Origin of the sequence: Bradyrhizobium oligotrophicum (genome assembly GCF_051168495.1) — a bacterium.
Taxonomy (GTDB): Bacteria; Pseudomonadota; Alphaproteobacteria; order Rhizobiales; family Xanthobacteraceae; genus Bradyrhizobium; species Bradyrhizobium oligotrophicum_A.
The window spans coordinates 214,257-228,297 of sequence record NZ_JBNPVB010000014.1 but is presented as its reverse complement, the minus strand read 5'-3'; the positions used below and the strand labels follow the sequence as shown (position 1 = coordinate 228,297).

General features: G+C 62.2%; 12 protein-coding genes and 1 tRNA gene. 6 read left to right on the top strand and 7 right to left on the bottom strand.

The annotated features are described in order from the left end of the window. The 5 genes from ACQR1B_RS25135 to ACQR1B_RS25115 form a co-directional block, all read right to left on the bottom strand. Positions 1–2,412 (bottom strand): AMP-binding protein (locus ACQR1B_RS25135; RefSeq protein ID WP_434875136.1); only part of this gene is annotated, 2,412 nt, incomplete at its 3' end. A 67-nt stretch (positions 2,413–2,479) separates the two neighbouring features. Continuing rightward, positions 2,480–2,689, bottom strand: a complete 210-nt coding sequence (locus ACQR1B_RS25130; RefSeq protein ID WP_434836662.1) for an MbtH family protein — start codon at positions 2,687–2,689, stop codon at positions 2,480–2,482. Between the two features lie 51 nt (positions 2,690–2,740). After that, positions 2,741–3,343 (bottom strand): acyl-homoserine-lactone synthase, encoded by a 603-nt coding sequence (locus tag ACQR1B_RS25125; protein WP_434836661.1) that lies wholly within the window; start codon positions 3,341–3,343, stop codon positions 2,741–2,743. Positions 3,344–3,667: 324 nt separating this feature from the next. Beyond that, complete coding sequence (locus tag ACQR1B_RS25120) at positions 3,668–4,420, bottom strand: helix-turn-helix transcriptional regulator (protein WP_434836660.1); 753 nt, start codon at positions 4,418–4,420, stop codon at positions 3,668–3,670. Between the two features lie 841 nt (positions 4,421–5,261). Further along, complete coding sequence (locus ACQR1B_RS25115; RefSeq protein ID WP_434836659.1) at positions 5,262–5,987, bottom strand: helix-turn-helix transcriptional regulator; 726 nt, start codon at positions 5,985–5,987, stop codon at positions 5,262–5,264. Between the two features lie 637 nt (positions 5,988–6,624). Here ACQR1B_RS25115 and rfbC point away from each other — a divergent pair. The 4 genes from rfbC to rfbA are packed head-to-tail and all read left to right on the top strand — an operon-like array spanning position 6,625 to position 10,051. Beyond that, positions 6,625–7,212, top strand: a complete 588-nt coding sequence (gene rfbC / locus ACQR1B_RS25110) for a dTDP-4-dehydrorhamnose 3,5-epimerase (RefSeq protein WP_434836658.1) — start codon at positions 6,625–6,627, stop codon at positions 7,210–7,212. A 2-nt stretch (positions 7,213–7,214) separates the two neighbouring features. Further along, the gene (gene rfbB, locus ACQR1B_RS25105; protein WP_434836657.1) at positions 7,215–8,264 is read left to right on the top strand and encodes a dTDP-glucose 4,6-dehydratase; all 1,050 of its coding nucleotides are present in this window, start codon (positions 7,215–7,217) and stop codon (positions 8,262–8,264) included. Positions 8,265–8,272: 8 nt separating this feature from the next. After that, complete coding sequence (rfbD, locus tag ACQR1B_RS25100) at positions 8,273–9,178, top strand: dTDP-4-dehydrorhamnose reductase (RefSeq protein WP_434836656.1); 906 nt, start codon at positions 8,273–8,275, stop codon at positions 9,176–9,178. 3 nt (positions 9,179–9,181) lie between these two features. Continuing rightward, complete coding sequence (gene rfbA, locus ACQR1B_RS25095) at positions 9,182–10,051, top strand: glucose-1-phosphate thymidylyltransferase RfbA (protein WP_434836655.1); 870 nt, start codon at positions 9,182–9,184, stop codon at positions 10,049–10,051. Positions 10,052–10,086: 35 nt separating this feature from the next. Here rfbA and ACQR1B_RS25090 read toward each other — a convergent pair whose 3' ends face one another. Together ACQR1B_RS25090 and ACQR1B_RS25085 are read right to left on the bottom strand one after the other, a co-directional pair. Next, positions 10,087–10,974, bottom strand: a complete 888-nt coding sequence (locus ACQR1B_RS25090) for a LysR family transcriptional regulator (protein ID WP_434836654.1) — start codon at positions 10,972–10,974, stop codon at positions 10,087–10,089. 310 nt (positions 10,975–11,284) lie between these two features. Next, a tRNA-Pro gene (locus tag ACQR1B_RS25085) sits at positions 11,285–11,361 on the bottom strand. A gap of 230 nt (positions 11,362–11,591) precedes the next feature. On the opposite strand from ACQR1B_RS25085, the gene ACQR1B_RS25080 reads away from it, so the two are divergent. Beyond that, a complete protein-coding gene (locus ACQR1B_RS25080; RefSeq protein WP_434836653.1) occupies positions 11,592–12,593 on the top strand; it encodes an L-threonylcarbamoyladenylate synthase in 1,002 nt (333 codons plus the stop codon). 18 nt (positions 12,594–12,611) lie between these two features. After that, the gene (locus ACQR1B_RS25075) at positions 12,612–14,039 is read left to right on the top strand and encodes an FAD-binding oxidoreductase (protein WP_434836652.1); all 1,428 of its coding nucleotides are present in this window, start codon (positions 12,612–12,614) and stop codon (positions 14,037–14,039) included. Positions 14,040–14,041: the final 2 nt, after the last annotated feature.

Below are 14,041 nucleotides of genomic sequence, written 5' to 3'. Positions count from 1 at the left end.
CACGCCGACCGGCACGGGTTGCAAGCCGTCGTCCAGCACATAGACCCGCGTATTCCAGATCGGACGCCCGATCGGCGCGAATTGGTCATCACCGTCGTGCTGCCACGGCCACGACGTGACCTGGATCGTCGTCTCGGTCGGACCATAGAGATTGACCAGTCGGACGTTCCAGCCCGACGTCAGGTCTTTCGCCAGGCTCGAAGGCAGCGCCTCGCCACCGGCGAAGACATGCGTGAGGCTGTGCTTGTCGGCCGGACCGATGAGTTCCGATGCCGCGGAAAGCAACGATGGCACGAACTGCGCAACGGTAATGCCTTGATGCTTGATATAGTCGATCAAATGTTGCGGATCGCGCGTGACATGGGCCGGCGCGACATTCAGTGTCGACCCTCCAAGCAACGGCAGCCAGATCTCCCAACCCGCGGCATCGAAGCTGACCGAGGTCCGGGATAGCACCTGATCCTCCTCGCCCACCGGGTATTCGCTCATCATCCACAGCATGTGATTGACGAGACCATCATGCGTGACGACGACGCCTTTCGGGGTTCCGGTAGAGCCGGAGGTGTAGATGACGTAAGCGGCGTTGGCCGGGGTCAGGGGCGCGGTGCGATCCTGGTCGCGCGGGTTGCTGTCGGGCTGGCGGGCAAGGAGGCCTGCGGTGTCGGCATCATCCAGCACCAGGCGCGGGCCAGCCTCAGGCAGGCGCTCGGCAACGGCGCTGCTGGTGACGAGGCACACCGGCCTGGCGTCGGCAAGCATGAAAGCCAAACGGTCCGCAGGATACTCCGGATCGAGCGGCAGATAGGCGGCGCCGCTCTTGACGATGGCGAGCAGGCCGACGATCAGGTCGGCCGAGCGCGGCAAGGAGAGGGCGACGATCCGATCGGGACCGGCGCCTCGTGCGATCAGCAGATGCGCGAGCCGGTTGGCGCGCGCATTGAGGGCGGCGTAGCTGAGCGTGGCGTCCTCGCACACCAGCGCTGTGGTGTCACCGCGCCGCGCGACCTGCGCCTCGATCAGCGACGGCAATGTCGCCGGCGGCACCGCGTGCGCCGTGTCGTTCCACTCCGCCAGCACCCGACGTCGCTCCGCCGCATCGAGCATGTCGATGGCGCCAATCGGCCGACTGGGATCGTGCGCGATCGCCTCGACCAACCTCACGAGACGTTGCTGGTGACAGGCGAGATTCTCTGCGGTGTAAAGAGCGGGATTGGCGTCGAAATCAATTCGAAGCCCTTTCCCATCGCCGCGGTCGTAGACGAAGATCGCGAGGTCATCGGCGGAGCCATTGGACAGGTTGTGCGTCGTCGCCGAATGGCCGCCAAAGCGGAGATCGTAGTCGAATGGTTCGATATTGATGACGGACGTGAAGAGGTGGCCGTTGGTGGAGAGCAGGTTGAGGTCCCGCCTGAGGTCCTCGTACCTGTAGGACTGGTGTCGAATCGCTTCGCGGACTTGCCGTCCCACATCGCGAATGAGCGACGCCGCGCTCATGCCGGGACTCATGGCCAAACGCAGCGGCACAGCGTTGGCAACCATGCCGGGAACACGCCGCAGCCGTCCCTTGGGCCGGGCGGCAACCGGCAGGCCAACGACCAGATCGTCAACACCCGTCACGCGATAGAGATAGGCCGCGATCGCGGCGATCACGATCTGTGGGAGACTCGCACCGCTGGCCTGCGCCGTTGCGCGCAGCGCCTTCACGCTTTCAGCAGAGAGATGGGTCGTCTGACGGAGAAGACCGCCGACATTCTGCCTTCGCTGATCGGCGAGACTGAACGCAACCGGGCGGTCGGCGAAGTTCTTCAGCCAATACTCGCGGTCGCGTGCAAATCGTTCGGAGCTCCGATACGCGGTCTCCTCTTCGAGCAGAAGCGCCAAGGGACCGAACGTCGCTTGTTCGGGAGGGCGTCCCTCGGCGAGCGCCGTGTAGATCTCGGCGACGCGCCGGGCGAACAGCCCGCCGGTGAAACCGTCCATGACGATGTGATGGCTGCGATGGTACCAGAAATAGCGATCGGCCGCGGCCTTGAACAAGGCGCAGGTCCATAGCGGACCTGTCAGCAGATCGACCGGCCGGGTCAACTCCGCCATCATCCAGCTTTCTGCCGCCGCTCGCGGGTCGGGTTCGGAGCTGACGTCGATGAACGGAAAGGTCGTGTCCAATGTGCGGGAAATCATCTGGCGAATTCCATCGCTTCGCTCGATGAACCGCACGCGCACGGTTTCCGCTTCCATCCCGGCCTGCCGCAAGGCCGCCTCGAACAGCGCGGGATCGATCGGTCCGTGGATTTCTATGGACTCCGCAAGATTGAATATCGAATCCTGCGAGCTGAATTTCTGCGCAAACCACATGCCCGTCTGGGCCGCGGAGAGTGGCAATACCTCTGAAGATTCGTTGATCGCGTTCACGGCTTCCCCAACCCATGTCTACTTAGGCGCATCTACTTAGGCGTATGATCGATGATCGACTCTGCGGCTATGACGGACGGCTATCGGCGCGGGCCTGCGGAAGCATGTCCGTCCAATTCGCATCGATGTATTCGACGCAGGCCTGGCGGCTGCTCTGCGCATGGACCGCGGACCAACCGGCCGGAGTCTCCAAGGCGGCGGGCCAGAGCGAATGTTGGCCTTGGTCATTGATCAGGACGACGAAGGCGCCGCTCTGGTCATCGAAAGGATTACTCACGTCTCGTGCTCCGATCTCGACTGGGGGATGAGTTCAGTTATACGCTTATGATCAGGCTGCGACTGCGTGCGCGAGGCCCACGCGCGCTTCAAGCTGTCGAAGGATCCGTGTCGACACCTCGAGCTGTCCGGCCATGGCGATGGTGTTTCCGATTCGGCTCGCGGGGCCGAGGCGATCGAGCCGCCAGCCAGCCCGCCGCAGGACTCGCTCCATGCGCACGTCGACGACACAGGCGATCGTGTTGATGCCGTTGGACACGCCGAATTTCAGAACTCCGATCAGCAGATCGTAGGTCGTTCGTGAAAGGCCCGACTCGGTCCCGACGGTGTTTCCGCTCACGGCAAATCGGCTGGCTTCCCACACGCGATCTCCGCGAGGCACGGCCGCCTTGGTCACGAGAAACGGAAAGATATCGCGAAGCATATTCGGACCGGTCGTCGGCAGAAGACGGACGCAACCGTCCAGGATGCCGTGCCTGTCCATCGAAAGCAGATAGCGGGGCCGCAAGGCGTCGTATTCGTCGACCTCGAGCTCGCCGCTTACGATGACATCCCAACCGAGCCGGTCCTTGAAGACAATCTTCCGAAGGCGATGCATTTGATACAAACTGCTGATGTGGCGTCCTGCATTGTCCTTCGTGACAACTCGAATCATCGGCGTCCTCGTCTCGTCCGTCGGGGCGGAGTATGCCCCGGCGGTGACGTCAGCTCGAGCTGTCTACCTTTGCAGGTATGCTGCGTTATGAGACTGCCCTAGAGTCGATGCCGGTTACTCACGAACACGTCGCGCCATGCAGCGACGCGACGACGACACACGACGGGGGATGCCGAGGCGACAAGCGGATGGAACACGAAGCGACCTGAGAGCGGATCTAGGAAGTACAACGTCATCAGGACGCGGATCGGCGAGCCCAGGTGCTGCCCCCCTCAAAAGGCACGGCACCTCAGGCTGCTGGACGCACGCTGCTCGACGAAACGGCTACATGCCGATGATGTCGTACGCCAGTCCCTTGGCGACCGCCTGTTGTACGGTCGCGACACCAAGCTTGCGCTTGGCATTCTGGGTATGAAAGACAACCGTTCGACGGCTGACGTTTATGATTTCCGCCGTATCCAAAGCGCTCTTTCCGCGAGCTGCCCACTGCAGGCAGACCCTCTCGCGTTGTGTCAGGCATGGGCGAAGCGGCGACGTCGGCGACGGCGTCACATCACGCAATTTCGCATGCAGGTAGATCGCGATGAGATGCAGCTGATGGCGGTATTTCTCGACTTGAGCCTCGAACGCCGGACGGGAATCGCCAGCAGCGAGCGTGAGCGTCGCGACTTTACCTTGGCGATCATGGATCGGAATCGTAACGCCATGTCGAATGTTGAACTCGCTGGCTTCTTCCAAGAGCAACTTCTGCCGGTTGGTCAGCCCAGCATCGAATCGATCCGCCGACCATGCGAAGGGAAGCGTCGTTGTAACCGAGCGGGCGATTACCGGATCGATCCTGTCGTACCGGTTTGCACAGTACCGCTCCACCCATGCACTCGGATACGTCGTCATGGCCAGTGTGTCGTCTTCGTCGCCGCGCGGCGTGAAGCTGAGGTAAGCAAAGCATGGAAAGCCGTACTGATCCAAGGTCTGACGCAATAGACGCTCGATGTCCTGCGCGTTGTCGCAGGCCGGGAGGTTCTGAACGAATTGTTCAAACAGCCTCATATTGGCCTCCGCACCCCGCAGCAGCATCGCCCCTCTTCGAGCTGATCCATAACCGATTTGGGAGACACGGCGACATTTCCGATCCCTGTTGGTGATGCTGCCGTCGGATCATCGTACTGTCGGTGAAGATCATTGTGACTACTGACCGTTGGTGACTTGCTGAAGTCGTGAGTCGTCCTGATGTACTGCCGCAGCATCCACGACACTTTGTGGCCAGGATAGTTGCGGAACGAATCTCCAGGATTCACATCCACACCATCAAAACGGCATCAAAAAGACGGTCAGATGGTATCCTGAGCATCCCACTTGCTGGAGACTCCGTACGCAAACGTTTGCCGTGGCGAGCGACTTGATCTTGATCGACGTTGAGTAGAACGATACGTCATGTGTCATGGAGACGAAGGTCGGATCGCTCCATCACTGTGGGAAGCTGCCGCAGCCAACCCCGACATCACAATCGAATACTCCACGCGCTGCGACTTCGCAGCTGTTGCGCACAAACAGATCGAACAGCCTTCGGAGACGTTCTCGCCAAACATCGTTGTAGATCCCTATGCCGCTGTCGACGCTGGCCTATTCGATCAATTCCAAGGCAGCGGACGGCGTCACCCATCTTGCGGGGCCGACGAATTCCCGTCTGAACTCGTTGGTGCGCGAGGACATTGCGCCATGCGCCGACGTGGCCACCCACGACAGGCGATGCCGATACGACAGACGGATGGGACACCAGGTGAACTGAGACCAGTTCTTCGGAGAGCGACGACGCTGTCAGACGCGCATCGGTAAGCTCAGGCGCCGCCACTCAAACGTTGCCACTCAAGCGTCGCAGCATCTCTGGCTGCCGGACGAACGGCTGCTCGACGAACGGCTACAAGCCGATGATGTCGTATGCGAGCCCCTTGGCAACCGCCTGTTGCACGGTCGCAACGCCAAGTTTGCGCTTGGCATTCTGGGTGTGAAAGACAACCGTTCGACGGCTGACGTTTATGATTTCCGCCGTATCCAAAGCGCTCTTTCCGCGAGCTGCCCATTGCAGGCAGACCCTCTCGCGCTGTGTCAGGCATGGGCGAGGCGGTGACGCGGGCGCCGGCGTGACGTGCCGCAATTGCGCATAGAGGTAGATCGCAATGAGATGCAGCTGATGGCGGTATTTCTCGACCTGGGCTTCGAACGCCGGACGGGAATTGCCAGCCGCGAGCGTGAGCGTCGCCACTTTGCCCTGGCGGTCGTGGATCGGAATCGTGACACCACGCCGTATGTTGAACTCGCTGGCCTCTTCCAAAAGCCACTTTTGTCTGTTGGTCAGCCCCGCATCGAATCGATCTACCGACCACGCGAAGGGAAGCGTCGTTGCAACCGAACGGGCAATTACCGGGTCGATCCTGTCGTACCGGTTTGCACAGTACCGCTCCACCCAGGAACTCGGATACGTCGTCATGGCCAGCGTGTCGTCTTCGTCACCTCGCGGCGTGAAGCTGAGATACGCGAAGCATGGAAAGCCGTACTGATCCAAGGTCTGTTGCAATAGACGCTCGATGTCATGCGCGTTGTCGCATGCCGGGAGGTTCTGAACGAATTGTTCAAATATCCTCATGTCGCTCCCCCTTACTCACGACAACCACGCCTTTCTTCGAGCTGATCCATAACCCGTCTGCAGGATGCGGCGACCCTTCTGGTCCCTGTTGGTGATGTTGCCGTCGGACCATTGCATTGGCGCTCAAGATCATCGTGACTACTGACCGTTGGTTACTTACCGAATTCGTGCCACCCCGGCCTGCCACCGCAACGTTCATAACGAGAAATGAGCCAGGATAGGTTGCAGAACGAATCTCCAAGCTTCACACCCACGCCATCAGACGAATCCGAGGCCAAGGATTCAGCCGAACTCACAGGACGATGCCCTGAAGTTGATAGTAGCTTGACGCATTCAGAGGTTGCAAATGAAAATTGCACGACAAGCACATTTGGAAAAGCATAGCTGCAAGTTCGTAGCCGCGTCGCAAAGCCGCAGCCCAATCGAGCTAATGATAATCCAATTTTCCTTTTCATGAGCAGATCAGGCATCGGCTTGGAGGCGTTGCTGTCGAAGCTAACAGTGCCGCGCGCGAGCTCGGCCTTCAGCACATGGATTCACTCGCGACGGGACGCGCCTTGCAAAGATGCGGCTTCCCGCTATTGTCGCGCGATCGAACGGAAGCTGCCCGGTGCTGGCATCTAATGAGCTTGGTGTAATGGACTTTCAGCATCTCGCAATCGATGGCCTCGTTCTCATCGTCCCTTCAAGACGTGGCGACAATCGGGGCTTTTTTTCGGAGACCTTCCGCAAGGATGATCTGAAGGCACACGGCGTGACGGACGATCTGGTCCAGGAGAACCATGTCTTCTCCGCCGAACGCGGGGTGCTGCGCGGACTTCATTTTCAACTGCCGCCCAAAGCCCAGGGCAAGCTCGTGCGCTGCGTCAGAGGATCTATCTTGGATGTGGCCGTGGATATCCGGCGAGGATCTCCGAGCTACGGACGCCATGTAGCAATCGAGCTGTCTGCGGCGAACTGGAAGCAATTGTGGGTTCCCGCAGGCTTCGCTCATGGCTACGTGACCTTGGAAGCACCGGTTGAAGTCATCTATAAAGTGACCGACTATTGGGCTCCGGATTTCGAGCGAGGGATCGCCTGGGACGATCCGGACCTTGCAATCGATTGGCGATTGGCAGGCAAGCCAATCTTGTCTGAGAAGGATCAGCGGAACCCGCGACTTGGTTCCTTTGTCTCTCCCTTCTCCATTGTTTCTCCCTCCGAGAACGCGCCCGGGAGCTACTGAACATGACCATTCTCGTCACGGGCGGCGCAGGATTTATCGGTTCGGCGGTCTGTCGGCACTTTGTTCTTGAGCTTGGCTTCAAGGTCGTTGTCGTCGACAAATTGACCTATGCCGGCAACTTGGCCTCGCTTGCGGCGATTGCCGAGCATCCCGACTATGCATTCGAGAGGGCCGACATCTGCGATGCCGATGCCCTGCGGCAGATCTTCATCAAGCATAGACCGACCGCAGTCGTTCATCTCGCAGCAGAAAGCCACGTCGACAGGTCGATCACCGGGGCAAATGCATTCGTCCAAACAAACGTCGTCGGCACCTTCGCCCTGCTGGAGGCCACGCGCCGCCATCTCGACAACAATCCCCCGCTCGCCGATCGATTTCGGTTCATCCACGTTTCGACCGATGAAGTTTACGGTTCGTTGGGAGAGACCGGACTTTTCACCGAGCTGACCCGGTATGATCCGAGTTCCCCCTACTCGGCGACAAAGGCCGCATCCGACCACCTTGCGAAGGCATGGCACAGAACCTATGGGCTGCCCGTCATTGTATCCAATTGCTCAAACAATTACGGGCCCTACCAATTTCCTGAAAAGCTCATTCCGCTGATGGTCCTCAATGCCCTGCACGGGGAACCGTTGCCGGTGTATGGAAATGGTCTCAATGTCCGGGATTGGCTGTTCGTCGAGGATCATGCGCGCGCACTGGGCCTGATCCTCCAGAAGGGAGTTCCAGGCGAGACCTACAATGTCGGCGGTCGCAACGAACGCTCCAACATCGAGGTGGTCAGACAAATCTGCGCATGCCTCGACGAGTTGCGTGGGCCAGCACATTCGCATGACGGCTTGATCACCTATACCAAGGATCGTCCAGGTCACGATCAGCGCTACGCCATCGACGCAACGAAGCTCGAAACGGCCCTGGGGTGGCGCGCGGAAGAGACTCTGGAAAGCGGCATCAAGAAGACGGTCAGCTGGTATCTCGAGCATCCCGCTTGGTGGAGACCGCTGCGCGAAAACGTCTACCGCGGCGAGCGACTGGGTCTTGGTCGACATTGAGCTGAACGATGCGTCTATATGTCATTGGGAGCGAAGGTCAGGTCGCCCGGTCGTTGCGGGAAGCCGCCGCAGCGAACCCCGACGTCACGATCAGATGCTCCACACGCTCCGACCTCGACCTCTTGCACACCGAACAGATCGAACGGGCCTTGGCGGAGTTCTCGCCTGACGTCGTGGTAAATCCCGCCGCCTATACCGCTGTCGATAGTGCCGAGACGGAACCGGATCTGGCTTACGCGATCAATGCCAAGGCAGCTGGTGCGGTCGCGTCGGCAGCAGGCCGACTGGATGCCCCCGTCATTCACCTGTCGACGGATTACGTGTTCGACGGCAAGAAGCCCGATCCCTATGTCGAGACCGACGCGACTTCGCCGCAGAACGTGTATGGTCGATCGAAGCTCGCCGGCGAAGTGGCGGTGGCGTCCGCCGCCGATCGGCACGTGATTTTGCGAACCTCATGGGTCTATGCGCCCTATGGCAGCAATTTCGTAAGGACGGTCATGCGGCTCGCCTCGCAACGGGAGCGGCTGGGTATCGTCAGCGACCAGATCGGCTGCCCCACTTACGCGCCCGACATCGCCGATGCGATCATTGCCATCGCTCGGCAGATCGCGGGGGCGGGCTGGCAGTCTTCTCATGGCGGCGTCACGCATCTGGCGGGGCCGGACGACATGAGCTGGTTCGAGTTCGCCAGACGCATCGTCCTCGACCTCGCAACGAGACGGAACTGTCATGCCCGTGTCGAGGCGATCTCGACCACGGACTATCCGACGGCCGCGGTCAGGCCGGCGAATTCCCGTCTGAACTGCGACAGGCTGAACTCCGTCTTCGGGCTGCGTCTCCCCCCCTCGTCGCAATCCCTGCAAATCTGCCTCGATCGCCTGTGCGATCCCGCTCACGTCAATGTGGAGTAGACCTTGAAAGGCATCATTCTGGCTGGCGGAAGCGGCACCCGCCTCTATCCCATGACGTTGGTGGTGTCCAAACAGCTGCTGCCGATCTACGACAAGCCCATGATCTACTACCCGCTCACGACGTTGATGCTGGCGGGTATCAGGGACATCCTGATCATATCGACACCGGGCGACCTTCCGCTGTTTCAAGCCCTGCTGGGCGACGGCGCGCAATGGGGATTGAACCTGTCCTATGCCGTGCAACCCAAGCCCGAAGGCCTGGCTCAAGCCTACGTTATCGGAGCCGACTTCGTGCGCGGCGAATCGTCGGCTCTGATCTTGGGCGACAACATCTATTTCGGCCATGGTCTGCCGGACATGCTTGCCAGGGCCGCCAGCCGCCGGGTCGGAGCGACGGTCTTCGCCTATCATGTCGCCGACCCGGAGCGGTACGGCGTGGTTGGCTTCGACAGCACGGGACGAGCAACGTCGATCGAGGAAAAGCCCACGACGCCAAAATCGAACTTTGCGGTGACGGGGCTGTATTTTTATGATTCCCAGGTGGTCGACATTGCCGCCGGCATCGTTCCATCCGCGCGAGGGGAGCTCGAGATCACCGACGTCAACCAGGTCTATTTGCAACGAGGACAGCTCGCCGTCGAGCAAATGGGTCGCGGCTTCGCCTGGTTGGATACGGGAACACCCGACAGCCTCCTGGCCGCCGCGGACTTCGTGGCGACCCTGGAGAAGCGGCAAGGCTTTCGCATCGCCTCGCCCGAGGAGGTCGCGTTCAAGCAGGGGTTCATCGAGCAGAGCCAGCTGGAGCGGCTGGGAGCTGCGCTCGGCAAGAGCGACTATGCCAGATATGTACAGGCTCTCGCCAAGACGACATAAGCGGTCGCCACAGCGCAATCGGGGTACGGCATCCGCTATTGCCGTTTGAAGATGTGCTTGTTTTCCTTGACCTGAAGGACGAGGTGGTCCACCGCGGCACGGACGCGAGCGAGGCCCTGAAGGTCGGCATGGGTGACGATCCAATAAGTCCGATCGAACCTGACCTCCGGCAAGACGATCTCTAGCCGTGAATCCTGGTACGCGGCGTAGTCGTGCAAGATCCCGATCCCTGCTCCACTCCTGACGGCCTCCAACTGGCCGACTGCCGTCGAACACTCCAGTCGACTGAACATGGGCCCGAAGATTTCAGGCATGAACCTGAGCTGGTCATCGAAGATCAGGTCCGGGACATATGTCACCAGGCAATGTCTCGAAAGCTCCTCGAGCGACCCGGGGACGCCGTGCGCGCTGATGTAGCCCGTCGACGCGTAGAGATGGAGCGAGTAGTCGACGAGCTTGCGGGCGACGAGCCTGCCCTCGGAGGGGCGATCGACCGTCACGGCGAGATCGGCTTCGCGTTTTGAAAGCGACAGTGCGCGCGTGATCGGCACCAGCTGGATCGTCAGAGACGGGAATTTTGCCTTGAGTGTCCCGACGCGCGAACACAGGAACAGCGTACCGAAGCCGTCGGGAGAGGCAATCCGGACCGTGCCGCTCACCTCGACATCGGATCCTGAGATCTCTCCTTGCGCTTGCAACAACTGCGATTCCAACGCCTCGGCGGTCGGCAGGAAGCGCTCCCCCGCCTGCGTCAGCACGCATCCGGTTCGCAGCCTGTCGAACAGCCGAACCTTGAGGGACTTTTCGAGCGAGTTGATCCGTCGAGCGATCGTCGCCATATCGACACCCATGCGTACGGCCGCGGACGAAAATTGTCCGGCGCGTGCCACGCTGAGAAAGAAGCGGATGTCGTCCCAATCCATGCAGGTAGACCGTCGTCGAATTCTCGCAGTTGAGTAAAAGATGTCATCCAGAGCCGGGCCGCTCGCGCATCGACCTCGAGCGCGGGATATTCTACCGAAGGCCGATCGGCAAGCGTGCCACCACGAAGCGCCGAACTCCAGCGCCCGCGCATCTGAGTCGGTCAAAGGATCGCAAGCTGATCGCCACGTGCTTCGTCGTGTTCGACGGCAAGCCAGTCGCATCGGTGACGAAGGGCATCATTGTTTCGGTGGCCAAAAACGGCGGCCAGCCTCACCGAGGGTCGAACGCAGGAGAAAACCCTAGGGAAAATGGTCGGAGCGGCAGGATTCGAACCTGCGACCCCTGCGTCCCGAACGCAGTGCTCTACCGGGCTGAGCCACGCTCCGACTTTGGGAAGCCGGCTTATAGCCTCGGGTCTGCGTCTCCGCAAGCGCAGCATGCAGGAAATCGCATCGAAATCGCAGGGCACCGGCGGGTGGGTTAACTGGTTGAGGCGATGGGACTTTGTCCGGCGGCTATGGCGCCAGCGCAATTCAGCGCTCGATTTGCGCGCTTCATTCGAACGCCCCCGCCCGCTATAGCGGGCGCGCAAAGCCTCCGTCGCTCCGTACCCTTGATGCCCACGCCAGACACCATCGCCATCGAGACCAGGATCCTGCCCGCCGACGCGACGGGACTCGCGGCGGCGGCTGCCATGTTCGCGCGCGGCGGCCTGGTGGCGTTCCCGACCGAGACCGTCTACGGCCTCGGCGCCGATGCGAGCAATGCCGCAGCGATCGCCCGGCTCTACCAGGCCAAGGGCCGGCCGGCCTTCAATCCGCTGATCGCCCACGTCGCTGACCTCGCCGCCGCGCGGCGGATCGGCCGGTTCGATGACGCGGCCGAGCGCTTGGCAGCGGCGTTCTGGCCGGGCCCCCTGACCCTCGTCGTCGCGCAGGCGGACGGATGTCCCGTCGCCGATCTCGCCACTGCTGGCCTCGATACCGTGGCGATCCGCATTCCCTCGCATCCGGTCGCGCGGGCGCTGCTGGCGGCGTTCGGCGGCGCCGTGGTGGCGCCATCGGCCAACGTCTCGGGGCACGTGTCGCCGACGACGGCCGCACATGTCGCGACTGATCTCGCGGGGCGAATCGACCTGATCCTGGACGGCGGCGCGGTCGATGTCGGGGTCGAATCGACCATCATCGGCTGCTTCGACGTGCCCACCTTGCTGCGCCCGGGCGGCGTTCCCAGCGAAGCGATCGAGGCGTTGCTCGGCCGCCCCCTGGCCCGGCCCGGCATCGCCGAGGCCCACGCGGCCGAGCAGCCGCTGGCGCCGGGCATGCTGGCCTCGCACTATGCCCCGCGCGCCGCCGTGCGCCTGGAGGCGACCGAGGTCGGCCCTGGCGAGGCGCTGCTCGCCTTCGGACCCGCGACCTTGCCCGGGGCCGAACAGGCCGCCGCGATCCTCAACCTGTCGCCCTCGGCCGATCCGGCAGAGGCGGCGACGCATCTTTTCGGCTATCTTCGCAGCCTCGATGCCAAGGGAGCGCACAGCATCGCGGTGATGCCGATCCCGAACGACGGACTGGGCGAGGCCATCAACGACCGGCTGCGCCGCGCCGCCGCGCCGAGATAACACTGGAAGCGACCGACCATGAACATCAGCCCGCCTGCTCTGCCGCCGCTGTCCCCCGAGCTGATCGCGCAATTCGCCGCCATCGTCGGCGAGCGCCACGCGCTGACCGCAGAGACCGACGTCGCGCCTTACGTCACCGAGGAGCGCAATTTGTTCCACGGCCGCTCGCCGCTGGTGCTGCGCCCGGGCTCGACCGCCGAGGTCGCCGCCATCTGCAAGCTCGCCAGCCAGCACCGCATCGCGCTGACGCCGCAGGGCGGCAACACCGGCCTCGTCGGCGGCCAGACGCCGCACAATGGCGAGGTCGTGGTGTCGCTGAAGCGCATGGACAAGATCCGCGACGTCGACACTGCCTCCAACACCATGATCGCCGAGGCCGGCGTCGTGCTGCAGGTGGCGCAGCAGAAGGCCGCCGAGGTCGATCGCCTGTTCCCGCTGTCGCTGGGCGCTGAGGGCAGCTGCACCATCGGCGGCAATCTCTCGACCAATGCGGGCGGCACGGCTGCGCTTGCCTATGGCGTCGCGCGCGAGATGGCGCTCGGGGTCGAGGTGGTGCTGGCCGACGGGCGGGTGCTGAATGCACTGTCGAAGCTCAAGAAGGACAACACCGGCTACGACCTGCGCAACCTGTTCATCGGTGCCGAGGGCACGCTCGGCATCATCACCGCGGCGAGTCTGAAGCTGTTTCCGAAGCCGCGCGCGATCGAGACCGCGTTCGTCGGACTGAAGTCCCCCGAGGATGCGCTGAAGCTGCTCGCGATCGCGCAGCGCGAGGCCGCCGGCAGTCTCACGAGCTTCGAGCTGATCGCCCATATCGCGCTCGACTTCTCGATACGCCATGTCGCTGGCAACCGCGCGCCGCTGACCGGCCCGCATCCGTGGTTCGTCCTGATGGAGCTGTCGTCGTCGCGCGACGATGCCCGCGCCACGCTCGAGACCATCCTCGAGCAGGGCCTCGAAGCCGGCATCGTCGACGACGCCGTGATCGCCGAAAACCTCGCCCAGCGCATGGCGTTCTGGAAGCTGCGCGAGGACATCTCCTGGGCGCAGAAGCCTGAGGGCGGCTCGATCAAGCACGACATCTCGGTGCCGGTCGCCGCAGTGCCGGCCTTCATCGCCGAGGCCAATGAGGCCGTCGTCAGACAAGTGCCCGGCGCGCGTCCCGTGCCGTTCGGTCATCTCGGCGACGGCAACATCCACTACAATGTCAGCCAGCCGGTCGGCGCCGATACGGCCGACTATCTCGCGCGCTGGCATGAGGTGAATGCGGTCGTGTTCGAGATCGTCCTGCGCATGGGCGGCTCGATCTCGGCCGAACACGGCATCGGCGTGCTCAAGCGCGACGAGCTGCCGGACGTGAAGGATCCGACCGCGATCGCGCTGATGCGCGCGATCAAGGCGCAGTTCGATCCGCTGGGGATCATGAATCCCGGCAAGGTTCTCTAGGT